We start from the raw sequence: 22,620 nt of genomic DNA on the forward strand, positions 1-22,620 counted from the left end.
AAAACCTTAGAGATTTATCATGGTTCTGGGGGGAGTTGGGTTTAGTTTGAGAGACGCCAGACCGAGCGGGTCTGGCGTAGGGGGAAGGTGAGAATGATTAATAGGCGGCGGTAAATTGCGCTTTAACAAACTGCGGTTTTTCGATTTCATCGGTAATCGCTACCGCCAGGTCTTCCACCGAGATACCGGCCGGGGCCTGGCCGTTCATCAGCAGTTTGGTGGTTCCCAGACGGAACTGACCGGTACGTTTGCCAGGCTCCAGCAGAGCTGCAGGAGACAAATAGGTCCAGTCGAGTTGGGCGTCATTGCGCAATTTATTGCGTAAATCACGCACGGCCTGAGCACCCGGGCGGATATTTTCCGGGAACTGTGGGGTATCGACCAGTTCAACGCCAGGCGCCACTTCCAGGCTGCCGGCACCGCCAACCACCAACAGGCGTTTTACGCCGGATTTTTTCACCGCGTCCAGGATCTGTTGTGAGCCTCTGGTGGTTTTCTCATACAGATTTTCTTCCGCCCAACCCGGATTAAAGGCGCTGATTATTGCATCCTGACCGGTTAGCTGTTTCGCCAGCCATTCGGTGTCGGCGACGTCGCCCAAAGCGATGGTCAGGTTTGCATTGTCGGGCAAATCTTTTTGCTGACGTGCAATCGCCGTGACCTGTAAACCGCGGTTCAGCGCTTCATCCACCACGCGGCGGCCAACAAAACCTGTTGCTCCAATAATGGCTACTTTCATCTGTTTGCTCCTGTCGTTTATCAGCTCAGATCCACCTGAGCGCGTATCTACAATGTAGTACTTAACAATAGGCTTGATTAGTGCCATATTCATGCTTTCTTGAGTAAGTAAAACTTCATAATCGTGGATAAACTGAATCGAATGGCGGTTTTTGCTACCGTGGTGGCGGAAGGTTCCTTTGCCGGAGCTGCCCGGCGGCTGGGCATGACGCCATCGGCGGTCAGCCAGCATATGCGTTCGCTGGAAAAAGCGCTCGGTGTGCCGTTATTACATCGTTCTACGCGACGCCTGGCGCTGACCGAGGCAGGGGCGGCATTTCACCCCGGCTGCGAGGCAATGCTGTTTCAGGCACAGCAGGCTGAACAACGGCTGGCCGAGCTGCGTGACACTTTGGTGGGGGAGCTGCGTATCGCAACCACCATTGGCATCGGCGGCCGTCCGCTCGCAGAGGCGCTGGCACCGCTGTTGCAGACGCATCCCAAACTGACTCTGCGGGTGTTGGCGGACGATCGGATAGTCGACATGATCGAACAAAGGATCGACATTGCATTACGGGTCAATCGTCAACTGGCTGATGCCAATATGATTGCCCATCCGTTGGCCGAATGGCCGATGGTACTGTGTGCCGTTCCGCGCTACCTTAGCCAGCATGGGGTACCCGAGACGCCGCAGGATCTGGTACAGCACCGCTGGATCTCCGGCGCTTTCAGCGGCGCGCATCTGGATTTGCATCATCAGAGTGGGCAGCAGCTCAAATTGCGCCTGGCGGAGGGGCAGATCGTCAGCGACAGCATGAACGTAATGCGCGCCTTCACCCGCAGCGGTCTGGGGATATCGATTCAACCGCTGTATGAAATAGAGGATGAATTGCAGCGCGGTGAACTGATCCAACTTATGCCTGAATGGCGACCGGCACCGTTGCGGCTGCACGCCATGACGCTCGAACGGGCAATGCCGGAGAAAAATCGTCAGGCGCTGCGTTATTTACGCGACTATTTTCACCGTCATGCCGAAAAGTTACTTGCCAGCGGCGCCGATGGCGTCTTCAATTAGCAAGAAAACGCAGGAGGACGTGTGGCGCAGCAGCTCGAGTTTTTTGACATCCCCAGCCCGTGTCGCGGCATTTGTCAGGCCGACGATCGCGGCTTTTGCCGTGGTTGCCTGCGCAGCCGCGAGGAACGCTTTGGCTGGATGCAAATGAGCGATGCACAAAAACGCGACGTGCTGCGCCTGTGCCACCAACGCTTGCTGCGCCTGCAGCGTGCTAATAAACAACCGGACGAACCCTTGCCGGAACAACCGTCGCTGTTCTAGGTCATTTCTGATCTGCCGCACGTGAGCGCGGCTTTCCGCTTCCCACCGAGTTATCCGCTTGTGTATGCTGGCATGAAACAATGTCATGAGGTTTCAACAATGGTAAACCGTGTACAGCTCGCGCCGCAAGGGCCTGAATTTTCCCGCATGATTTGCGGATACTGGCGTTTGATGGAGTGGGGCATGTCGCCGCAGCAGTTGCTGGCGTTTATTGAGCAGCATATTGAGCTGGGTGTCACTACCGCCGACCATGCGGATATTTACGGCGGCTATGCCTGCGAACAAGCCTTTGGTGAGGCGATGCGTCTGAAGCCTTCACTGCGTCAATCGATGGAACTGGTGTCCAAATTTGGCATCGCCACCACCGCTAAACCGGGTAACCTGATTGGCCACTACATTACTGACCGTGAACATATCGTTTATAGCGCGGAACGCTCGCTGGCACATTTGCATACCGATTACCTTGATCTGCTGCTTATCCACCGTCCGGATCCATTAATGGACGCCGATGAGGTGGCCGAAGCCTTTGTGGCGCTGCATAAAAGCGGCAAAGTGCGCCATTTTGGCGTATCCAACTTCACCACCACGCAGTTTACGCTGCTGCAGTCGCGTCTGCCGTTCTCCCTGGTGACCAATCAACTGGAAATTTCGCCGATCCATCAACCGGCTATTCTGGACGGTACCCTGGATCAGTGCCAGCAATTGCGCATCAAGCCGATGGCCTGGTCTTGTCTGGGTGGTGGCCGCCTGTTCAACGACGCCGAGTTCCAGCCGCTGCGTGATGAGCTGCAGGCGGTGGCACTGGAGATTGGCGCCGAGACTATCGAGCAGGTGGTGTACGCCTGGGTGATGCGTTTGCCGTCGTCACCTTTGCCGATTATTGGCTCCGGCAAGATTGAGCGCGTGCGTTCGGCGCTGAAAGCACAGCAGTTGACGTTGAGTCGTCAGCAGTGGTTCCGTATTCGCAAGGCAGCTCTGGGTTACGACGTCCCATAAATCTCTATGACCATAAGAAACCGGGCAACCGTGGTTGCCCGGTTTTACTTTCTGATATCCCACAACCTCAGGCCAGCACCACCTGGCCGTCCGACAGGCTGCTTAGCCCCAGTCCGACCAGCGTGACCGTATTGCCGCCAAAGTTAAACACCAGATTGTCGTTCACTTCAGAAACGAAATCGCGGAAGTTACCGCCCGCGCTGCTGCCATCGGTGCCCATAAAGACCAGTTTGTCCTGCGCCTGATAGCCGTAAATCTGGTCCTGACCAAAGTCACCGCTGAACAGGAAGGTATTGTTGCCGCCTTGACTGTGTATGACGTCGTTACCGGTGCTGCCGACGAAGGTTAAATTACCGCCAGCATGGCCAAGCAGAGTGTCGTTGCCATCGTTGCCGAACAGCCATTTATCATTGGCACGCGCTTGCAAGATATCATCGCCGGAACCGCCGTTGAGTGATGAAGCATAGGCCTTCAGCCCTTCGCTCGATTTTAATCCGGCGCTGGTAACCTGATGATCCAACTCTTTGCTGAAGATGACCCAAGAGGTTTCTTTAGTTCGCAGTGTGCCAATATCATCGGCTAGGGTGATACCGCCTTTGGCGTCACGCAGGTAGAGCGTATTGCCGTCGTAGGCAACCTCGCTATTTTTCAATTCATGCTGCAGATCCAGAGTGTTATTGCCTTCGCCGCCGGAAATAATATTGAAACCGCCATTGTCGCGGAAAGTGTCATTACCGGCGCGGCCCTCAAGGTAATCGTTCCCAGTGCCGCCTTTGATTAAATCATTACTGTCACTGCCAACAATAAAGGTCGGGCCGCTGTGTTTTTCAGCATTGCGATTGAGATCCTCAACCCAGGTAGTACCGCGGGTGACATCCGAGAGGTTGGAAACAATCACCGTTGAGTCTTTGCCGGTCAGCGAATAAAACTCTGAGTTTAGTACCCGCATCAACCCGTCCTGATAAAAGAAGGGCAGATGGGATAGCCAGGTTGGAATATTCAGGATTGAGAAGGGCAGAATATTCCAGGCGTCAGAAGCATAATGATCGTTGAAATTAACGATATTATTGGTGGCGGACTCCCGTGGGCTATCATGGACTCCCAATGAGGATAATGTCAGGTTGGTGCCGTCCAGCGCGCGGAATACCGGGTCGTTTTCATAACCGATATTAATCACCTTGTCGCCAGTCTCGTATTGCGTTGGTGAGGCGAACGCCACATAGTTCGATGGCGCGTAGAAGCCACCCCAATTATCGTCGCTGAGTGCTGCCATGCTATTTACCGCCAGTCCACCCAGGCTGTGGCCGCTGATGGTCACATCATCGCCGCTCAGCCCGTGTGCCTGGGCGAATTTGGCGACATCACTTAGCAGGGTACCGAAGGCCTTCAGACTGTAATTATCGGCATAACCGGCAGGACCAAAACCCGCCAGCAAATCATTAATCAAATCTCCAATGCTATCGGTAATCAGGGATTCACGCGGGCCGCTGGTGCCACGAAAAGCAATACCAATGGAGGTGAGATTACCTTCACTGTCATATTTTCCCAAAACTTCGGCCTGTGCGGTGGTGTAACCCAGGATTTCACCGTAATAGGTACCACGCGCGTCGGTTTTACCGGTATAACCCAATTGGTCGGCCCCTATCACTGACCACCCGGCGTTATTTACCGTTTCCAGTGCCGCCTTTTCCGAGTCGGGGTTCCAGGGAATACCGGGTAACCCACCCTGTGACTGCGTGCTGCCAATTAACGCCGTCACCAGCGTTAACGGTAAACCCAATCCAAAACCGGTATTGTGGTAGCCCTCATCAAAGCCATTGTCGATATTGTGATAGGCATAAGTGGAAATCGCCAGAGCGTCAGTGAATAACGCCTTGGATTTTTCCTCGTCGAGCCCTTGATAATTAAAGATTCCCATATCAGTTCCTTATGAACTAGCTGCAGTGCCGGGGTGATCTTTGAATAGCTATTGCAGCTGTGCTGGTAGAGAGGATATACCGAACGGCAGCTGGTCAGAGGACCGATATCGGCAGAATTATTATTAGTATGAATTATTCAGAATGCGAATTTGATCGGCAAAATTGTGCGCATTTTGTGCGATTGCGTCACAGATTCCCCTATACTTGAACACTCACAGGTATTCCAAGGAGATTGATTGATGAAACATTATTTTTATGCGGCCTTCGGTTTGATGGCTTGCGGAGCCGCTCAGGCGGCGACGGTGGATGTTGACATGAATCTGGTGACCGGACAGGGAATTGGTCAGGAAATTGGCAAAGTGACGATCAGCGAAACGCCTTATGGCCTGCTGTTTACTCCACAACTCAAAGCGTTACCGGCTGGCGTGCACGGTTTCCACGTTCATGAGAACGGCAGTTGCGAGCCGGGGATGAAAGAGGGCAAAGCGGTTGCCGCACTGGCAGCGGGCGGGCATTTTGATCCGCAAAAAACCGGTAAACACCTTGGTCCCTATGCCGATGGCCATTTGGGCGACCTGCCGGCGATTTACGTAACGGACGATGGCATGGCCAGTGATCCGGTATTGGCTCCACGGCTGAAAAAAATCAGTGAAGTAACCGGCAGGGCGCTGATGGTACATGCTGGTGGCGATAACCACTCCGATCATCCGAAACCCCTGGGGGGTGGTGGCGAGCGTTTCGCCTGTGGTGTTATTAAGTGATAAAGCCACTTAGCCCGCGGTTGCCGCTGCACTGTCAGGCGGGGTGATAGCCTGCTGTAACTGTTGCAACGAACAATAAAGTCGCCAAATTAATCCGGCAAGATCGCGCGCTGCCTGTTCCGGGTGGTGCGCCAGTGCATTACTCATGCGTTGCAGCTCTTGTAAGCTGGCGTCCAGCGAACTGTGCTGTACGCCTTTTACCGTCATAATGCCCCGCAAACAGTGAATACAGACGTCACGCACCGCCGAGAGCGGATCGGAGCGGGTCTGCCAGTCGCGCAGTTGCCAGACGATATGGCTGCAGTTGAGCAGTACCACGCCCCAGCGTAATAACCAACTGCGTGCCTCTTGATCCTGGCTTTGATTCAATTGGCTGACGCGGTGATAAATCAGCGATTCAAACAGGCTCTCGCTTTGCTGCGGCTTTTTACTCAGCTGATCGATAAAGTCTCGTCGCAGGGCGCGGATAATGCGCCGGCTTTTGCGCTTGTCTGAGCTCGGCCGCAAGATCTGGAATGCCAGACCGGCCAACAGCACGCCGACAATTTTGCCGATGCTGTCATTGATAAACGACTGATAATCGTAGCTTGGCGGGTTGGTAACGGACAAAAACGAGCCCATAAACACGATCAGTTGCCCCCAGAGTGCAGCATAGGAGGGATTCTGCAGCTTGAGCATCTGCATGGTGACCAGTACTGGGAACAGGAAGGCACAGAACAACCATAAGTCATCTATCTGAACCATCAGGCCAAACTTCACCAAAAAACAGACTATAGAAAGCAGTGTCACTGCCTTGAGCAGGGTGGTGATGCTGTTGATAGGGGACGGCGTGGAGGAATAGAGCACACAACTGATGGCAATCAGCGTCAGTGCCGTACTGCCGGCATCCCACTGGGTGTTAATCCAGTAAGCACAGCCGAGGATAATGCACAGAAAAGTGCGCAGGCCATTATAGGCGGCCTCGTAACTGTCGGTATGACGAGCCAGAGAAGTCACGCGTGGCGGTTGTATCTCGCTGACCGGAGTGGCGCTCTCCAGCCGTTGCAGCCAGCGGCTGCAGTTAAGGTACAACCAGCAGAAATTGCGCAGGCGTAGCCAAAAGGCACGATGGCGGTAATCGGCAGGATCCTGTGGGGCGATCTGCTGCAGGATGCGGGCCAACCGGTATTTATCGGTATGGGGATTACGCAGTTCGTTCAGCAGTTGATCCAAAACGGTCGCCAGGTTGGCCGGGCGTTCCGGCCAGTTCAGCAGCATGCGGCGCAGGCTGGAGATCACGCTGGTAATGCGCAGTTGCTGATGCAGCATATAGTTGAGCAGGTTATTCTGCCGACGCAGCCGGTAGTGGCTCCAGAAGGCCTGAATACGCAACAGGTTCATGGTCAGGATCTGGCCGATGACCCCTTCATGTGACGTGCGCATCTGTACGGTAATCTCGGGTTGCCACAGCATCGCCGCGTGCTCCAGCAACCGCAGGTGCATGCGCCGCAGAGAGGTCAATAGCGCTTCACCGTCCGAAGTGCTGGGCAGGATCATCATCATCAGTCCGCCGCACAGAATACCGGTGATCACCTCGCAAACGCGTGCCTGGGCGATATCAAAGATTTGCTGGGTGTCGGTAACGTTGACCGTACTAAAGGCGATGATGGCGGCGGTATAGCCTGCCAGCGCAAAGGCGTAGGAGACGTTGTTTTGATAATGATTGGAAATATAGGTGCACAGGCCGATCCAGGCGGCAATGAACAGCGTGAACAGCCAGGGATCGTTGAGGCAATGACCGGCAATCGCCACCGACGCGGCAGCACCGACCAGGCTACCGAAAACGCGCCCGATGCTTTTACTGATCACACCCCCGACGGTGGGGAAACTGACCACTGCCGCTGAGGTGAGTGCCCAGTAAGGCTCATCAAGATTGAGGACGAACGCTACCCATAACGCAAGACACATCGCCAGCGAATTGCGCAGCGCATAACGCCATTGCCCAGCGCTGGCTTTCCCCCAGGGGGTACGCTTCCATTCCAAAAAAGGCAGGTTCACTGGTTAGCCTTACTGATGAATGGAGATGGTGCAGGTGGTGCCGGCCACCAGGGGTAAATCAGCGGGCGCATTCAGTAGTTTTATCCGTACCGGAACGCGCTGTGCCAGCCGTACCCAAGGCACGTTGGGCTTCACGTCCATTAATAAATCACTGCTGCTTTCAACGCTCTGATCGTAAATGGCACGGCCAATGCTTTCTACTTCGCCCTGGAGAGGGGTGTTGCCATTATATAAAACGATATCCGCTTTATTGCCTTCTTTTATATGCTTTAGCTTGGTTTCTTCAAAATAGCCGAGGACATAAAAAGAGTGTACGTCGACCAGTGCGACCAGTGGCATACCGACGCTGGCATAGTTTCCAACCCGGGTTTGTAAGTTGGTGATATAGCCATCGGTAGGGGCATAAATTTTAGTTTTACTTAAATTCCATTTGGCCTGTTCCAGATTGGCCTGGGCGGCTTTATAGGCAGCTTTCATTGCCTGTGCTGCTAAATTTGACTCATCCATGTCTTCTGCGGAAATAACATTTTTGGGCAGGCTACGACGGCGGGCTGCCTCATGGTCGGCTTTGGCCATATCGGACTGCGCTTTTGCCAGCGCGGCCTCTGCATTGTCGAGCGCTATCTGGTATGGCACGGGGTCGATCGCAAAAATCAGACTTCCCGCAGGTATGAACTGATTGTCATGAACGGTTATTTTCTCTAATCTTCCAGAAACTTCTGGTGTGATATTGACGAGCTCGGCGCGTACTTTTCCATCACGGGTCCACGGGGATTGCATATAATAATTCCATAACCACCAGCCGGCACAGATGGCAATGGCGCAGACGATTACCGTAGAAAAATATTTTAATGTTTTATGTGTCATCGGTTACCAACTTGCTAAAAGCCACAGGGCGCCGCTGACGGCAATGACGAAAATAGACAAATCCATCAGCATGGGATGCCAAATTTCGCCGGAATAAATCCATTCTCGCAACAGGTGGTGTACCAGTAGCCATAAAACCAGGCCAAGCAACACAGCCTTAAATATGGGTGGAAAATAAAGCGAGGCGCCCAGCACCAAATCGGGTAGCGGGGACGAGGCATGGAGCCATGAAGTATTCACATTAACAATCCCGATGAGTGAATATGTTGAGTTTTTGCATAGAGAATAAACAATAACTGGCCAAAATGGTGGCTAATTCCACAATATATATTATATACATTTGTGTTTTTAATGTTAGTTACTCAAAATAGTCTAAACTGTGGGAGGGTATGTTAGCATGCTAATTATAAGGAGGGGTAAGTGGAGTCAACATTAGGTTCCGATTTAGCACGATTAGTTCGTGTTTGGCGCGCGCTGATCGATCATCGGCTCAAGCCGCTGGCGCTGACGCAAACACATTGGGTAACCCTGCACAGTATCAATCGTTTACCGCCGGAGCAGTCGCAGATCCAGCTGGCCAAGGCGATCGGCATTGAGCAACCGTCATTGGTTCGTACCCTGGACCAGTTAGAAGAAAAGGGGCTGATTACTCGCCACACTTGCGCCAACGACCGGCGTGCGAAGCGTATCAAGCTGACTGAAGCTGCCGATCCCATTATCCGAGAGGTGGACAGTGTGATCAGTTCGACGCGGGGCGAAATTTTGAGTGGGATTTCCACTGATGAAGTGCAATTGTTGGTAGATCTGATTGGCAAGTTGGAACAAAACATCACTGAACTGCAAAATAAACAATAAGAACTTCTTCTTTATACGATTAGATTTCACAGCATCGGAAATGAAACCGGAGGCCTAAAGCCTCCGGTTTTACCTGCTGAGTTCAGCTTACAGTGGGGATACGGTGATGGTATCGCCAGTGCGAGCCATACGAACACGTTGCCCTGGGCTGAACTTGGTGTCGCCCGCCTTCTGAACCACCACGATGTTCTCTTTCTGGTCGGTCTTGATTTCCAGCTCATAGCCTGAAGTACGGCCGGCAGCTTCACCGATGCTGTTACCGGCTACGCCACCTGCTACAGCGCCGGCTGCAGTCGCCAGGCTACGGCCAGTGCCGCCGCCGACGGTGTTACCGAGGAAGCCACCCAGCACGGCACCACCGATGGTGCCAATGGTGTTCGATGTTTCACTACCCTGGATCTTGACCGGGCGCACAGAAACCAGCGTGCCGTAAGTCACGGTTTGCACCTGTTTGGCCTGCGAAGCGGAATAAACGTCGCCGGACATGGAGTCATTGGCGCACCCTGCCAGCGTAACTGCGGCGATGGCAACGACGAGAAGACGCTTGATCATATAAAACTCCTGTTGGTAGTAGTCCATAACCTGGGGAACCTTGCCAGGCCAGATTCATAAAAATGATAGACAAAGTATGGCTTAAACGCACGCATATAACCATAACCCGCTACTGCACGCAGCTTAGCTTTGCTCTGTTCAACCAATAATAAACGGTGGTTTAGTTTTATAACAGCGTTGGAAGAAATTCCATTGCATGTTGAAGCCCTGCTTAGCCGTACTTATCAATATTCGGTGTGGGCTAAAAACAGGCACATTGCTCACAGAGGTGAGAAAATACAACATATTTCATGGCGTTAATGTGGCAATTCTGGTTTATTTGTCAGGTCAAAATTTTTGCTTCCCCATAAAGGGTAAAGGATGTAGCTATGAAGTCAGGCCGCTATATAGGTGTTATGTCTGGCACCAGTCTGGATGGTGTCGACGTGGTACTCGCTGCGATTGACGGACGTATGGTGGCGCAACAGGCCAGTTACAGCCATCCGATGCCGCTCCAACTGAAGCATGATATTCTCGGGATGTGCCAGGGCCAGCAGACCACGCTTTCTGCGGTCGGGCGGCTGGATGCGAAGCTTGGTACGCTGTTCGGTGAGGCGGTACTGGGCTTGCTGAAGCAAACCGGCGTGGCGGCGCACGACATCACCGCCATCGGTTGTCATGGCCAGACGGTTTGGCATGAACCCGAGGGGGATGTGCGTTTTTCTATGCAGTTGGGCGACAATAATCGCATTGCCGCACTGACCAATATCACCACCGTTGGCGATTTTCGCCGACGTGACATGGCCTACGGCGGTCAGGGAGCCCCGTTGGTACCTGCCTTCCATCAGGCACTGCTGTCGCACCCGGTAGAGCGCCGTATGGTGCTGAATATCGGTGGCATAGCCAATCTGTCGATGCTACTGCCGGGGGCTGCGGTGCGTGGCTTTGATACCGGGCCGGGCAATATGCTGATGGATGCCTGGATATGGCGTCATCAATCACAGCCTTACGATAAGGATGGTGGCTGGGCGATGGCGGGACGCGTTTGCTTGCCGCTGTTGCAACAGATGCTGGCCGATCCTTACTTCTCGCTACCTGCACCGAAAAGCACCGGGCGTGAATATTTCAACACGACCTGGCTGGAACGTCAGCTCGCGGGTCTGGCGGCAGTCAGCCCGGTGGATGTGCAAACCACATTGACGGAATTGACGGCAGTCACCATTTGCGAACAGGTTCAGTTGGCAGGGGGCTGTGAACGACTGCTGGTCTGCGGCGGTGGGGCGCGGAATCTGTTGCTGATGGCACGGATGTCGGCGTTGTTGCCAGGAACCGAGGTCTGTCTGACGGATGACTTCGGCATTAGCGGCGATGATATGGAGGCGCTGGCCTTTGCCTGGCTGGCGTTTCGTACCTTGTCCGGGCAGCCCGGCAACCTGCCTTCGGTGACCGGTGCCAGCTGTGAAACCCTGCTGGGTGGGATTTATCCGGTTTTGCCTTTGAGGGGGCGTTAGCTCTGTTAGGATAGAAATCAATGGATTTCCCTAAGGAGCAACAGCATGAAAAAAATCATTATTGCCGCCGGCACATTGGTGCTGGCTGGCTGCAGTTATGTTCTGCCGCAAAATAGCCAAACCTTGCATTACCAGTGCGGCACCACGCCGTTGACAGTGTCACTGGACGGTAAGGAAAGTACCGTCAGCCTGCTTATGGACGGTGAGCAACTGAAGCTGAAACAGGTACTGGCCATGTCCGGTGCAAAATACAGCGATGATAAATACACCTTTTGGTCGAAGGGCCAAAACGCCTATCTTGAGCGCAATGGCAAAGTGATTATGAGCGACTGTACGCTGACGAATTGATCCGGCAGTTGCGGCGTCAGAGCGATTGAGATCCTGACGCCGCTGGCGCAGAATAGAATCACGATTTTTCAGTTGGTTGATAACCGAATGATTGAAAATAATGAATTTGATGTTGCGGACCTGCGCCGCGAATATACTCGTGGCGGCCTGCGCCGTAAGGACCTGACCTCCAACCCCCTGGAACTGTTCGAACATTGGCTGAAACAGGCCTGTGATGCCCGTCTGGCAGATCCGACCGCCATGTGTGTGGCCACGGTGGACGAAAACGGCCAACCTTACCAGCGTATTGTGTTGCTCAAGCATTTTGATGACAAAGGGTTGGTGTTCTACACCAACCTGGGCAGCCGCAAGGCGCAGCAACTGGCGAATAACTCGCACATCAGTCTGCTGTTCCCGTGGCACATGCTCGATCGTCAGGTGATTTTCCTCGGTAAAGCGGAGCGCCTGTCCACCTTCGAAGTCATGAAGTACTTCGCCAGCCGGCCGAAAGACAGCCAGATCGGTGCCTGGGTATCCCAGCAGTCATCGCGTATTTCTGCGCGCGGCGTGCTGGAGAGCAAATTCCTCGAACTGAAGCAAAAATTCCAACAGGGCGAAGTGCCATTGCCGAGTTTCTGGGGGGGGTTCCGGGTTAATTTCGACTCCGTCGAGTTCTGGCAGGGTGGCGCCAACCGTCTGCATGACCGTTTCCTGTATCAACGGGACGGTAATGACTGGAAAATTGACCGACTGGCGCCCTGAACGGTGAAAATCCCCCTTAAGCGCTGGCACTGATGTCGCCGGCGCTTTATTCTATGCGTCATTCTGAATTTAATATTTCGCCAGTGGGCGAAAGGTCGTGTACCGACAAAGGTGCATTCGTTTATACATGGAGTCATTGATGGCAAGCAGCAACTTGATTAAACAACTGCAAGAGCGGGGCCTCGTTGCCCAGGTTACGGATGAAGAAGCGTTAGCAGAGCGACTGGCGCAAGGGCCAATTGCACTGTATTGCGGTTTCGATCCGACCGCTGACAGCTTGCATTTGGGCCATCTGGTTCCTCTGTTGTGCCTGAAGCGCTTCCAGCTTGCAGGCCACAAGCCGGTAGCCTTGGTGGGGGGGGCTACTGGTCTGATTGGTGATCCGAGCTTCAAGGCGGCTGAGCGTAAGCTCAATACCACCGAAACGGTGAACGAGTGGGTGGATAAAATCCGCAAACAGGTTTCTCCGTTCCTCGATTTCGACTGCGGTAGCAATAGCGCGATTGCCGCCAATAACTACGACTGGTTCGGCGGCATGAACGTGCTGACCTTCCTGCGTGACATCGGCAAGCATTTCTCCGTCAACCAGATGATCAACAAGGAAGCGGTAAAGCAGCGCCTGAACCGTGACGACTCGGGCATTTCTTTCACTGAGTTCTCCTACAACCTGTTGCAGGGCTTCGACTTCTCCGAGCTGTACAACCGTCATCAGGTTGAACTGCAGATTGGCGGTTCCGACCAGTGGGGCAATATCACCTCTGGCATCGATCTGACCCGCCGCATGCACCAGCAGCAGGTATTCGGCCTGACCGTGCCGTTGATCACCAAGGCTGACGGCACCAAGTTTGGCAAGACCGAAGGCGGCGCAGTCTGGCTGGCACCAGAAAAAACCAGCCCGTACAAGTTCTACCAGTTTTGGATCAATACCGCCGATGCTGACGTGTATCGCTTCCTGAAGTTCTTCACCTTTATGGATCTGGCCGAAATCAACGCGCTGGAAGAAGAAGACAAGAACAGCGGCAAGGCACCGCGTGCCCAGTATGTGCTGGCAGAAGAAGTGACCGGTATGGTGCACGGTGCGGAAGGTTTAGCTGCGGCCAAGCGTATCACCCAGAGCCTGTTCTCTGGCGCGTTGCACGAAATGACCGAAGCAGACTTTGCCCAATTGGCACAGGACGGTATGCCGACCATCAAGCTCGATGGCGATGCCGATCTGCAGCAGGCGTTGGTTAACGCCGAGCTGGTGCCTTCACGCGGCCAGGCGCGCACCATGATCGGTTCCAATGCGGTGACCATCAACGGTGAGAAACAGTCCAACGCCGAATACAGCTTCAGTGATGCCGATCGCCTGTTCGGTCGCTACACGCTGCTGCGCCGTGGCAAAAAGCATTACTGCCTGGTCGATTGGCAGTAAGCGCGTCTGTCTGAATGAAGAAGCTCGGGGGATAACCTCCGGGCTTTTTTTATTTTCAGCGACGTTTGACACAGGCTAACTAATCGCTAATCAGTCTTCAGGCCATTTCCTCCACCAGATGCGTTCCTGCCGCTGCGCCGTTGATGGTAATCGCCGGTGCCTGGTAGTGCAGGGAAACGGCGGCCAGGTACGGGTCCTGATTACCGATCGAGAACACCAGATCATCGGCATCAAAAGTCTGGTTGTGGTTATTGTCCACAATGACGTACACCGATTTATCCAGCTTAAGCAAGCCGACTTCAGACAGGTTATTGGTGCTGGTTCCGTTGGTGATGTTGGCCAATACCTGTGAGAACAGATCCTGAGCGTTGTCGGTTGCCGTCAGGCCGGTAAAAGCATTGTTAAGCTCAGTGGCCGTGGTCGCGCTGCCGTACAGCGTGGCGGTTTTGTCACCGGTTTTGGAGAAAACCCATTGATTGCCGACATCACCGGCGGTAATGACGCTGTTCTGGTAGCCGGCATTCAGGGTGACCATGCTATCGATAGTACTGTCGGTAAAGGTCAGCTCCCGCGTAGTGTCCACGGTGGTGTTGCCTTTAACATTGGCCGTGTATACCGTCAGGCCGGTGTCGTCGACCTTAAGTTGGTCCCCCGCCAGTGTGTCGATGATATGGCTAAAATCATTTTTGTTGGTGAGGGTGTTAAGGGTGTTATAGAAGCTGCCTCCGCCGGTGCCGCCTTTTTCCGCCACCAGTAATAACTTCATGTCGGAATAGTACCTGCGATCGGTATAGTCACTACCTATAATCGTTTTCAGGTTGTCGCTGAAATCGGCGGCAATATTCAGATTGAGTGCCACAGCACGGTCACCTGTATACATGAGGCCGTTGAGCATTAATACCTCTATCGAGTTGTCCCCGCCGCTAAGTGTCAGCGTTCGGTTCTGTACCGTATTGATATTACTGGCCATAAAGATTTCCAATGAATTTTTATGGTCGGAGTTGATACTAAAGGTACCCATATTTAAATAGTGAATTTGGCTGGCAGTTTGGGTGAAGTCCAACAAGAGGTTGGTGTCGCTTTGAGCCGTATCGTAAATATGGATGTTGCTGTCCTTGGTCAACTCGCCGCCAATCGTAAACGTAGCGCTGCTGTAATTGAGTAGCGTTAAATCTCCGGAGTAGTCGGAGATCAGGGCGCCACTCTGGCCGGTAAACTTGCCACTGGAGCTCATCGTTGGTAATTCAGCTTGCTGCAATGAACTGACGCTGTCGTAGGCAGGATTATAAATACTGGCATTTTGGCTGAATAAGCCAAAGTCAAAGACCTTACTGCCTTCGGTAGCGACCAACTGACCATTCAGATAGATTTCACCCGTGCCACGATAATGGGTCAAATCTATGGTGGTGAAATATAGGAACTGGTTGAGGTTACTGACGATGCTGCCATCGATGCCACCGCTATCGTTGGTGGTCAAATACACCGACTTGGTAATAAAGTTGGCTGATAGAGTGCCACTATAGTTATCGCTTTGAGTATTTTTCTGGGCGAAGAATTCGCTGCCAATGTGATTGGCTCCCCCGTTAACGCCGTTTCCTGCCCAACGTAATTCGCTGTCGAGCAACAGATTGATCTTGGCGTTGCTCAGAACGGCGTCAGCTTCCACCGTGGCAGTCGTAGCTTTTAACGGCAGGGCAGTGTTCGCATTAGCGATATTTGCCTCGTTAAGCAACAGTTCGACAATTCTATTACCCAATGAATCCCGGACCGTGGCGCTGGTGGCATAGTCGCCGGAAAGCACTATTTTATTAATATCTTTGAGTGGAACCAGACTTAGGTCCACCGCGATATCGACGTTGGCGTTGATATTCAACTGGCTAAACGATGTCAGGGAGGCCAGTTCTGTGGATGTCACTTCATGAGACGCCCGCGCATTGATGTCCGCCATCAGTTTGCCGCTGTCAGAAAGGCTAAATGCGCCGTTAAATACTTTTTGATAACCTAATGCCTCACCCAGCTTCACGTCAAAGTTATGTAGTTGACTCGTCGGTGGCGGTGCTGGGTTATTGTCCAGAGGATATTTACCGTCACGGAACGCGTCAATGATCAGCGAACTGGCTTTGATTTTATCGTTCCCGGCCTTGAGCAGGATCGCCTGGGCTGACGTGCTACCGAGTACACTGCCATAGAGCTTCAAATAAATATTCTGGAAATTGCCGGCATCGCGGAATTGATAGGCACCGGACAGGATTTTTAGCAATTGGTCATTTGTTGTGCCGCTGGCAAGCAGACGACTATAAGTATCCAATGCGGTAGCATCTGCCGCCACCCCCGCAACCGTCAGATAAAGTGACATCACGGTTTCGGTAAATTGTGCAGCCGGAAGTTCGCCTGGCGCATAAACATGGGTTGCCGCCATGAAGTTCTGTTTGGCCGCCTCATGGCTGGTATCATTTCTGATATCGGCCATCATACGCATAATCACATCACCGCGAGTTTCGCTTTGATTATTCAGGCCAGTGATGTAATTTTGCACATCGCTGTTGCTGGCGGAGGTTCCAAAGGCTTCGGAAAAGATTTTCTTCACAAAGTCTTCGTTGTTAAGAGAGCTGATGTAACTTTTGGACGCGGCAAAATAATTAGCGATATCTGCGGCAGTTTTTTTACCGCTGTCCAGAATGCCGCTCCAGTAATTGATGGCCGTAGAGTTGGTCATGCTGCCGAGCAGATAATAAATACCCTGTATGTCCGCCGCTGCATCAATCTGTGCCGGTTGCTCGACTTGCGACGGATATAACGTGGTGTTGATGACGTTTTCCAGATGCTGTTGCTGGCTTTGAGGCCGCGTATCACTACCGGCATAATTTTTGGTTTCGCTAATTAAGGTGGTGGTCAGGCTGCCCAATGTTTTACCGGCATCGACCTGCGCGGTCAGCGCGCTTAGCGTTGCGGCATCCGGTGGGGTGCCATTGGTATTTTGATAGATGTACTGCACTTTTTGGCTGGTGGTCAGGCCATCGTAACGGTGTTGACCATCTTGAGAGAGAATAAATTTACTGGCTAACTCATTCTGGGTGTAAGCACCGCTTTCAAGTTTTTTAGCAAAGTAGTTCAAGGCCTTATCGTCGGCTTTTTTTCCCAGAGTGGCGTAGAAAAGGATGGCAACATCCTGCTGTAACGTTAATAGACTCATTGTCTTTCCCTGTGTGGTTTTTTAGAGGAAGGGTCACCTCCAAGTACAGTTCAAAATCTGTCGATTGCAATAGAGTAGGGACTAAGGAAATTCTGGTTTTCGCAAAAGAAACGGTCACACTGAATTGGCCGTATAAATAAAGCGAGATTCAGACAAAATTAGCAGCAAGTTGGCTGCTACCATTTACCACCACAATTGGCGTCTGGTCATGAGGATTGTCAGAAATATCAGGAATATCTTTGTTGCTGAATGAGAAAATAATATCCTGGGCGTCCATTTTCTGGTTGTGATTATTATCAATGATAATATAAGCATCGGTGCCGAATTTCATAATGCCGACATTCAATGAGTTAAGTCGGTACGGTTTGCCGTGGGACCAAAGGATTGGAAAGATCTGCTTCACGAAATACAGCCCAAAATCTGCTGATTGCGACATGAGAGTGTCCAGGGACAGAGTGGGCTCACGACGGAAAGCTGAATGATGTTCTGGCTATCTGCTTTTTTTGCCCGCGAGCATTCGTTACAATGCCCCGCCGCCAAAAAAATAAAAAAGTCCTCTAATTTCTTGTTTTTAGACGCGCCGGCATAACGTTTCATTACGTTATTTATTCATTCTATTTCGCCGCGGGCTGATGCACACGGCATGGCGAGGTCAGGTTGTTCCAATGAAAAACATTCTATCTATTCAATCTCATGTGGTGTTTGGCCATGCAGGCAACAGCGCGGCAGAGTTTCCGATGCGCCGTATGGGCGTTAACGTCTGGCCGCTGAATACCGTGCAGTTTTCCAATCACACTCAGTACGGCAAGTGGACCGGTTGCGTGATGCCGGCCAGCCATCTGACCGAGATTGCCCAGGGTATTGCGGATATCGATCAACTCAAGCACTGCGATGCGGTGCTGAGTGGTTATATCGGTTCGCTGGAGCAGGGTAGCCATATCCTGGCGATTGTGCGCCAGGTCAAGCAGGCCAATCCCAACGCCTGGTATTTCTGCGATCCGGTGATGGGGCATCCGGAAAAAGGCTGCATTGTGGCACCGGGCGTAGCGGAATTTCATTGTCAGCAGGCGTTGCCGTGCAGTGACATGATTGCCCCCAACCTGCTGGAGCTGGAATTGCTGAGCCAGCGCACCGTGGCCAACGTGGAGCAGGCGGTCAACGCTGCACGCGAATTGATTGCCAAAGGGCCGAAGCTGGTGCTGGTCAAGCATCTGAGCCGCGCCGGTTATAATATCGACTGTTTCGAAATGCTGTTGGTCACGGCGAGCCAGGCCTGGCACATCAGCCGTCCGCTGGTGGACTTCGGTGAGCGTCAACCGGTGGGCGTTGGTGACCTGACCAGTGGTCTGCTGCTGGTTAATTTGCTGAAGGGTGAGGCGTTGGACAAAGCACTCGAGCATGTCACGGCGGCGGTGTATGAAGTGATGCTGACGACCCAGGCGATGGGGGAGTATGAGTTGCAGGTGGTGGCGGCTCAGGAACGTATCGTGCAGCCGAGCTGCGAGTTTAAGGCGGTAAAACTATAACGCTGTTGGCAGAGTGCCCTGGCGGACTATCGCGCCGGGGCGCAGGTATTATTTCAAACCTTCCGCATTCAACGTCGCATCCACCGCAGGTCGTGCGGCTACGCGATCAAAATAGGCCGCAAGCTGGCTGCGCTTTTTGATATCAAACTGCAGGGCGATGGCCCAACGCAGAATGGTGAACAAATAGGCGTCCGCCACGCTGAACTTGTTGCCTAACAAGAAATGCTGCTTCGTCAGTACTGAATCCAGGTAGTCGAACTGCTTGTCCAGTTTTTCCCGCGCGATGGTTTTGTATTCATCAGGCGTTTTCGGGTTAAACAGTGGACTGAATCCCTTGTGCAACTCAGTGGCGATATAGTTCAGCCATTCAATCGCATGATAGCGTGACAGCGTACCTGCCGCGGGGATCAGACCGCGATCCGGCACGCGATCCGCCAGATATTGCACAATTGCCACGCCTTCGGTCAGCAGGCTGCCATCATCGAGCAGCAGCGCCGGAACCTGTCCTTTCGGGTTGATGGTCAGATAGTCTGCACCGCTTTCGGTCTTTTTCAGTGACAGATCGACCTTTTCTGCGGTGAAGTCCAGGCCTGCTTCGCGCAATACAATATGGGGAGACAGAGAACAGGCACCGGCTTTATAGAACAGTTTCATCGAAAGCTCCTTGATAGTGATGAGTGACAGGCATGCTTAACCTCTGATCCTAGCCCTATAACGCCAAAATTACAGCGCCTTAATCGACAAATTTAACTTATCAGTGCGGCTTGCGGTTGCAACTGCGCCAGGGTATCGCCAATTTGCTGCTGCAACGCTTGCGGCACGGCTTGCATTGGCGAGCGCAGTTCGTTGCGGATCAGCCCTTGCTGCGCCAGTGCGGCTTTTACCGGCGCCGGGTTAGGGAAGCTAAACATCTGATGGATCATCGGCAGCAGGGCGTAGAAGTTGGCGCGTGCAGCAATCAAATCGCCTTCTGCGACCTGTTGCACCAACTGTACAAAGCGTTCTGGATGAATGTGTGCGGAAGCCGAGATTGCACCGGTGCCACCCAGGCACAGTGTAGTCAGGATCAGATTATCCTCACCGGTCAGCACGTCGATTTCACCGTCATTAATCAGCGCCATCATGGTGTCAGGATTACCGCTGCACTCCTTAATCGCTTTTACCCGCGGATGACGCGCGATCTGACGCAGGGTGGCCAGTTCGATAGTGATGCCGGTGCGTTGCGGAATGTTATACAGGATCACCGGCACGCTTGAGGCATCGGCAAGCTGGGTAAAGTAGTCCACCAGGCCACATTGCGACGGGCGAATATAATAGGGGGCCGGGATCAATACGCCGGCAATATCACGTAGTTGGATGGCTTTCTGCATTTGCAAGGTGTCGACCATGTTATTGCCGGACAGGCCCATCATCACCTGATGAGCCGGGGTGACGGCCAACACCGCGTCGAGCACCGCCAACTGTTCGTCCTGGCTTAACGCGGCCGCCTCACCGGTCGTGCCGCAGACCACCAGCCCATCAACGCCGGAGGCAATAAGATGTTGAGCCAACCGTTGGGTGGCTGGCAGGTCGACAGCGTGATGATTAAATGGGGTAACCAGCGCCACCCAAATACCGGAAAATGAGGCCATAGTAAGTTCCTTCAGTGCGAGCAATAAGAAGCCAGATAAGAAAACAAGCGAGGAGCGATGCGCTGATAATGAATATTCTGCATGAGGCTGTCAATTTACAACCGCTTGATAACAGGGTTAATCATGATTTAGCGGTACAGATGAGTTTGGCTAATAAAATGGGGAAAATAAAAAACCCCGCCTTGGCAGGGTTTTCGGGGGTTAGCGCGGACGGCGGGTGTTGTTGATCGAGGCTGTCCAGTTGAAGGTTTCGCCAGTGGGTTGAATACGATTGGCTTTACGCTCGGCCCGGGTGGCTTTTTCAATTTTCGCACGGGCGGCAGTAATACGCGCCACCACTTCGTCCTTGATTTTGTTATTTTCGGCATTGGTTAAAGCCCTGCCGAGGTTTTTGCGTGCCTTGTCCAGCTCGGTTTTTACTTCACGTTGCTCGCTTTCCGTCATGTCTTTCAGCGTCAGTTTTTTCATCGTTATAGCCTGGTCAGTGAAGATGTCAGCCAGTGTACCGCAATTAGCTGGCTGAAGATGCTGTTGCTGTAACGGAAATGCCAGTCACGTGAATCACTCAGTTACATCTCGTCTTGCAACTCATTGAGGAAACGCCGCATTCTTTCGCTGCGTTCCAGTGCCATTTTCTTGCCCGTTGCGGTTTGAAAGCCTTCCTGTAGTTTAAACAGCTTGGTTTCGAAATGATCAAGACAATAGTGTTTATCGTCATATTGACGCTGTTGTGCCAGCGGATCGGCTGCATCGTATAACGCACTGCGCATGCGCCCACCAATATAGAAACAACGGGCTACGCCAATCATGCCAATGGCATCCAGGCGATCGGCGTCCTGGAGAATTTTGGCTTCCAACGTTTCCGGGGTAAGAGCGGCGGAGAAACTGTGAGCTTCAATGGCATGGGCGGTTCTGGTGATATCCTGTGGCACCCAACCCAGTTGTGTCAGCATCAGCGAGGCTTTTTCCGCCGCCATGCGTGAGGCCAGGTGTCGCTGTGGTGAGTTTTTCTCCACCGCAACACAGTCATGCAACAGCACCGCCGCGCACAAAATACGGCTGTCACCGCCTTCGTGGCTGCTGATATAACGGGTATTTTTCCATACGCGGTGTAAATGAGCTACGTCATGAGAGCCGTCATCTGAATCGAGTGTCAGTGGCAACAAGGCCTGCGCCAGTTCCAGATGGGGTGAGAAGGGCTGCAGTAAGGCCTGTGGCAGGGTCGAAAAATGCACGCTTTGCTCCTTGTGGTCGAAAACCTCGAATAATAGCGGCCATTGATGAGGGGGGTATGACATTGCAAAAAACTATTGTTTACTCTACTGCAACAGACTATTGCCGTAATCACGGTTTTTATGCCGGAATAAGCAACTTACAATGAACGCATTCCGGTCATCCCCGCTTGGTGTTAAGCCTGTGTCTGCGGGGTATGGCTGGAATATCCCGCTCATGCTACCGGAGATATCCCATGCCAACGAATCTTGAAATTGTACGCGCTACCTATGAAGGTGGCAGTGCCGAGGAGAATGGTCGTAACCTGTTGGCGGCATTAGCGCCTGACGCACAGTGGACCGAAGCCGCAGGCTTTCCCTATGCCGGCACCTATATTGGCCCGCAGGCGATTTTCAAAAATGTTCATCAACGTCTGGGTACGGAATGGCAGGGCTACCGCGCCGATGTCGACCATTTCTATGATGCTGGTGAGAACGTCATCGCCCAGGGCTTCTACCATGGCACCTATGGCGCGACCGGCAAATCATTTACCGCATCCTTTGCGCATATTTATCAACTGCGCGCCGGGAAAATCATCAAGTTTGTGCAAATCGTTGACAGTGCAAAAGTGCTGGAAGCCATGCAGGGCTAAAGGCCGCTGTGTTTGCCAAATTTGCGATCGTACTCCCGTCGGTAACCGCGCGCCTTGTTGCGATCGCGGATCCACAAATAGCCACATACCAGCGCGACGGTGCCTGAAAAGGTAATGTTGCGCATATCCCGGTCATAAAAATACACCAGCACTGCGTCCATCGCCGCGATAAAGGCAATCCATTTGTACATATGGGATTGTCGTCGCGTGGCGGCATTGAGGCGCTTTAACTGTCTGGCTTCGTGCATAACCGGCTTTTGCTGCATAACGTCTCGTCGGTAATAAATTTCTTAGTGGTAAGTTAGCAGAAGTTTCCTGTTGGTGGTAAAGACAAACGTGCGCCGGGTCGGTTTTTATAGGGGGCGTTTAGCCG

At 52.8% G+C, this 22,620-nt stretch carries 24 protein-coding genes; 11 read left to right on the forward strand and 13 right to left on the reverse strand.

The genetic code is table 11. The features are described 5' to 3' along the window. Nucleotides 1-97: 97 nt before the first annotated feature. Nucleotides 98-739, reverse strand: coding sequence for an NAD(P)-dependent oxidoreductase (locus ACUTSU_RS01110; protein ID WP_445651097.1), 642 nt, complete (start codon nucleotides 737-739; stop codon nucleotides 98-100). Nucleotides 740-862: 123 nt separating this feature from the next. Here ACUTSU_RS01110 and ACUTSU_RS01115 point away from each other — a divergent pair, with 123 nt between their 5' ends. From ACUTSU_RS01115 to ACUTSU_RS01125, 3 genes are all read left to right on the forward strand, one after another. Continuing rightward, on the forward strand, nucleotides 863-1,792 hold the full coding sequence (locus ACUTSU_RS01115) for a LysR substrate-binding domain-containing protein (protein WP_445653653.1): 930 nt from the start codon (nucleotides 863-865) through the stop codon (nucleotides 1,790-1,792). Between the two features lie 21 nt (nucleotides 1,793-1,813). Further along, on the forward strand, nucleotides 1,814-2,053 hold the full coding sequence (locus tag ACUTSU_RS01120) for a DUF1289 domain-containing protein (protein ID WP_174352483.1): 240 nt from the start codon (nucleotides 1,814-1,816) through the stop codon (nucleotides 2,051-2,053). A gap of 99 nt (nucleotides 2,054-2,152) precedes the next feature. Continuing rightward, a complete protein-coding gene (locus tag ACUTSU_RS01125) occupies nucleotides 2,153-3,049 on the forward strand; it encodes an aldo/keto reductase (protein WP_445651099.1) in 897 nt (298 codons plus the stop codon). Nucleotides 3,050-3,116: 67 nt separating this feature from the next. On the opposite strand, the gene ACUTSU_RS01130 is transcribed toward ACUTSU_RS01125, so the two are convergent. Continuing rightward, complete coding sequence (locus tag ACUTSU_RS01130; protein WP_445653654.1) at nucleotides 3,117-4,967, reverse strand: polyurethane esterase; 1,851 nt, start codon at nucleotides 4,965-4,967, stop codon at nucleotides 3,117-3,119. 240 nt (nucleotides 4,968-5,207) lie between these two features. Here ACUTSU_RS01130 and sodC point away from each other — a divergent pair, with 240 nt between their 5' ends. Continuing rightward, nucleotides 5,208-5,729, forward strand: a complete 522-nt coding sequence (gene sodC / locus ACUTSU_RS01135) for a superoxide dismutase [Cu-Zn] SodC (RefSeq protein ID WP_445651101.1) — start codon at nucleotides 5,208-5,210, stop codon at nucleotides 5,727-5,729. 9 nt (nucleotides 5,730-5,738) lie between these two features. Here sodC and ACUTSU_RS01140 read toward each other — a convergent pair whose 3' ends face one another. Genes ACUTSU_RS01140 through ACUTSU_RS01150 form a run of 3 tightly spaced genes read right to left on the reverse strand, consistent with a single transcriptional unit; the run spans nucleotide 5,739 to nucleotide 8,873 of the window. Beyond that, on the reverse strand, nucleotides 5,739-7,766 hold the full coding sequence (locus tag ACUTSU_RS01140) for an FUSC family protein (protein ID WP_445651102.1): 2,028 nt from the start codon (nucleotides 7,764-7,766) through the stop codon (nucleotides 5,739-5,741). Between the two features lie 9 nt (nucleotides 7,767-7,775). Then, nucleotides 7,776-8,633: an efflux RND transporter periplasmic adaptor subunit gene (locus tag ACUTSU_RS01145; RefSeq protein ID WP_445651103.1), complete on the reverse strand. Its 858-nt coding sequence runs from the start codon at nucleotides 8,631-8,633 to the stop codon at nucleotides 7,776-7,778. A gap of 3 nt (nucleotides 8,634-8,636) precedes the next feature. Next, the gene (locus tag ACUTSU_RS01150; RefSeq protein WP_445651104.1) at nucleotides 8,637-8,873 is read right to left on the reverse strand and encodes a DUF1656 domain-containing protein; all 237 of its coding nucleotides are present in this window, start codon (nucleotides 8,871-8,873) and stop codon (nucleotides 8,637-8,639) included. Nucleotides 8,874-9,053: 180 nt separating this feature from the next. Here ACUTSU_RS01150 and slyA point away from each other — a divergent pair, with 180 nt between their 5' ends. Continuing rightward, a complete protein-coding gene (slyA, locus tag ACUTSU_RS01155; protein WP_445651105.1) occupies nucleotides 9,054-9,488 on the forward strand; it encodes a transcriptional regulator SlyA in 435 nt (144 codons plus the stop codon). Between the two features lie 87 nt (nucleotides 9,489-9,575). Here the strand turns inward: slyA and ACUTSU_RS01160 are convergent, their stop codons facing one another. Then, nucleotides 9,576-10,040 carry an outer membrane lipoprotein gene (locus ACUTSU_RS01160; protein ID WP_445651106.1) on the reverse strand — a complete coding sequence of 155 codons (465 nt, stop codon included), beginning with the start codon at nucleotides 10,038-10,040 and terminating at the stop codon, nucleotides 9,576-9,578. Nucleotides 10,041-10,408: 368 nt separating this feature from the next. On the opposite strand from ACUTSU_RS01160, the gene anmK reads away from it, so the two are divergent. The 4 genes from anmK to tyrS all read left to right on the forward strand — a co-directional run bounded on the left by anmK (nucleotide 10,409) and on the right by tyrS (nucleotide 14,033). Next, nucleotides 10,409-11,530: an anhydro-N-acetylmuramic acid kinase gene (gene anmK, locus ACUTSU_RS01165; protein WP_445653655.1), complete on the forward strand. Its 1,122-nt coding sequence runs from the start codon at nucleotides 10,409-10,411 to the stop codon at nucleotides 11,528-11,530. Nucleotides 11,531-11,575: 45 nt separating this feature from the next. Next, complete coding sequence (locus ACUTSU_RS01170; RefSeq protein WP_017892676.1) at nucleotides 11,576-11,878, forward strand: MliC family protein; 303 nt, start codon at nucleotides 11,576-11,578, stop codon at nucleotides 11,876-11,878. 87 nt (nucleotides 11,879-11,965) lie between these two features. Continuing rightward, complete coding sequence (gene pdxH / locus ACUTSU_RS01175; protein ID WP_445653656.1) at nucleotides 11,966-12,619, forward strand: pyridoxamine 5'-phosphate oxidase; 654 nt, start codon at nucleotides 11,966-11,968, stop codon at nucleotides 12,617-12,619. A 139-nt stretch (nucleotides 12,620-12,758) separates the two neighbouring features. Next, complete coding sequence (tyrS, locus tag ACUTSU_RS01180) at nucleotides 12,759-14,033, forward strand: tyrosine--tRNA ligase (protein WP_115184778.1); 1,275 nt, start codon at nucleotides 12,759-12,761, stop codon at nucleotides 14,031-14,033. Nucleotides 14,034-14,130: 97 nt separating this feature from the next. On the opposite strand, the gene ACUTSU_RS01185 is transcribed toward tyrS, so the two are convergent. Beyond that, the gene (locus tag ACUTSU_RS01185) at nucleotides 14,131-17,226 is read right to left on the reverse strand and encodes a DUF4214 domain-containing protein (RefSeq protein WP_445653657.1); all 3,096 of its coding nucleotides are present in this window, start codon (nucleotides 17,224-17,226) and stop codon (nucleotides 14,131-14,133) included. A 148-nt stretch (nucleotides 17,227-17,374) separates the two neighbouring features. Beyond that, nucleotides 17,375-17,662, reverse strand: a complete 288-nt coding sequence (locus ACUTSU_RS01190; RefSeq protein WP_445651110.1) for a hypothetical protein — start codon at nucleotides 17,660-17,662, stop codon at nucleotides 17,375-17,377. Nucleotides 17,663-17,891: 229 nt separating this feature from the next. On the opposite strand from ACUTSU_RS01190, the gene pdxY reads away from it, so the two are divergent. Then, complete coding sequence (gene pdxY, locus ACUTSU_RS01195) at nucleotides 17,892-18,752, forward strand: pyridoxal kinase PdxY (protein WP_445651111.1); 861 nt, start codon at nucleotides 17,892-17,894, stop codon at nucleotides 18,750-18,752. A 48-nt stretch (nucleotides 18,753-18,800) separates the two neighbouring features. Here the strand turns inward: pdxY and gstA are convergent, their stop codons facing one another. The 4 genes from gstA to ACUTSU_RS01215 all read right to left on the reverse strand — a co-directional run bounded on the left by gstA (nucleotide 18,801) and on the right by ACUTSU_RS01215 (nucleotide 21,618). Then, the gene (gene gstA / locus ACUTSU_RS01200) at nucleotides 18,801-19,406 is read right to left on the reverse strand and encodes a glutathione transferase GstA (protein WP_445651112.1); all 606 of its coding nucleotides are present in this window, start codon (nucleotides 19,404-19,406) and stop codon (nucleotides 18,801-18,803) included. 92 nt (nucleotides 19,407-19,498) lie between these two features. Continuing rightward, a complete protein-coding gene (gene dapA, locus ACUTSU_RS01205) occupies nucleotides 19,499-20,383 on the reverse strand; it encodes a 4-hydroxy-tetrahydrodipicolinate synthase (protein WP_445653658.1) in 885 nt (294 codons plus the stop codon). A 201-nt stretch (nucleotides 20,384-20,584) separates the two neighbouring features. Beyond that, nucleotides 20,585-20,851, reverse strand: a complete 267-nt coding sequence (locus tag ACUTSU_RS01210) for a DUF3811 domain-containing protein (RefSeq protein WP_445651114.1) — start codon at nucleotides 20,849-20,851, stop codon at nucleotides 20,585-20,587. A gap of 101 nt (nucleotides 20,852-20,952) precedes the next feature. Beyond that, nucleotides 20,953-21,618 carry an HD domain-containing protein gene (locus ACUTSU_RS01215; RefSeq protein ID WP_445651115.1) on the reverse strand — a complete coding sequence of 222 codons (666 nt, stop codon included), beginning with the start codon at nucleotides 21,616-21,618 and terminating at the stop codon, nucleotides 20,953-20,955. A 233-nt stretch (nucleotides 21,619-21,851) separates the two neighbouring features. Here ACUTSU_RS01215 and ACUTSU_RS01220 point away from each other — a divergent pair, with 233 nt between their 5' ends. Next, a complete protein-coding gene (locus tag ACUTSU_RS01220) occupies nucleotides 21,852-22,247 on the forward strand; it encodes a nuclear transport factor 2 family protein (protein ID WP_445651116.1) in 396 nt (131 codons plus the stop codon). On the opposite strand, the gene ACUTSU_RS01225 is transcribed toward ACUTSU_RS01220, so the two are convergent. After that, nucleotides 22,244-22,513, reverse strand: coding sequence for a hypothetical protein (locus tag ACUTSU_RS01225; RefSeq protein ID WP_445651117.1), 270 nt, complete (start codon nucleotides 22,511-22,513; stop codon nucleotides 22,244-22,246). The genes ACUTSU_RS01220 and ACUTSU_RS01225 overlap by 4 nt on opposite strands. Nucleotides 22,514-22,620 lie beyond the last annotated feature (107 nt).

This window comes from Serratia sp. NA_13 (assembly GCF_052691735.1).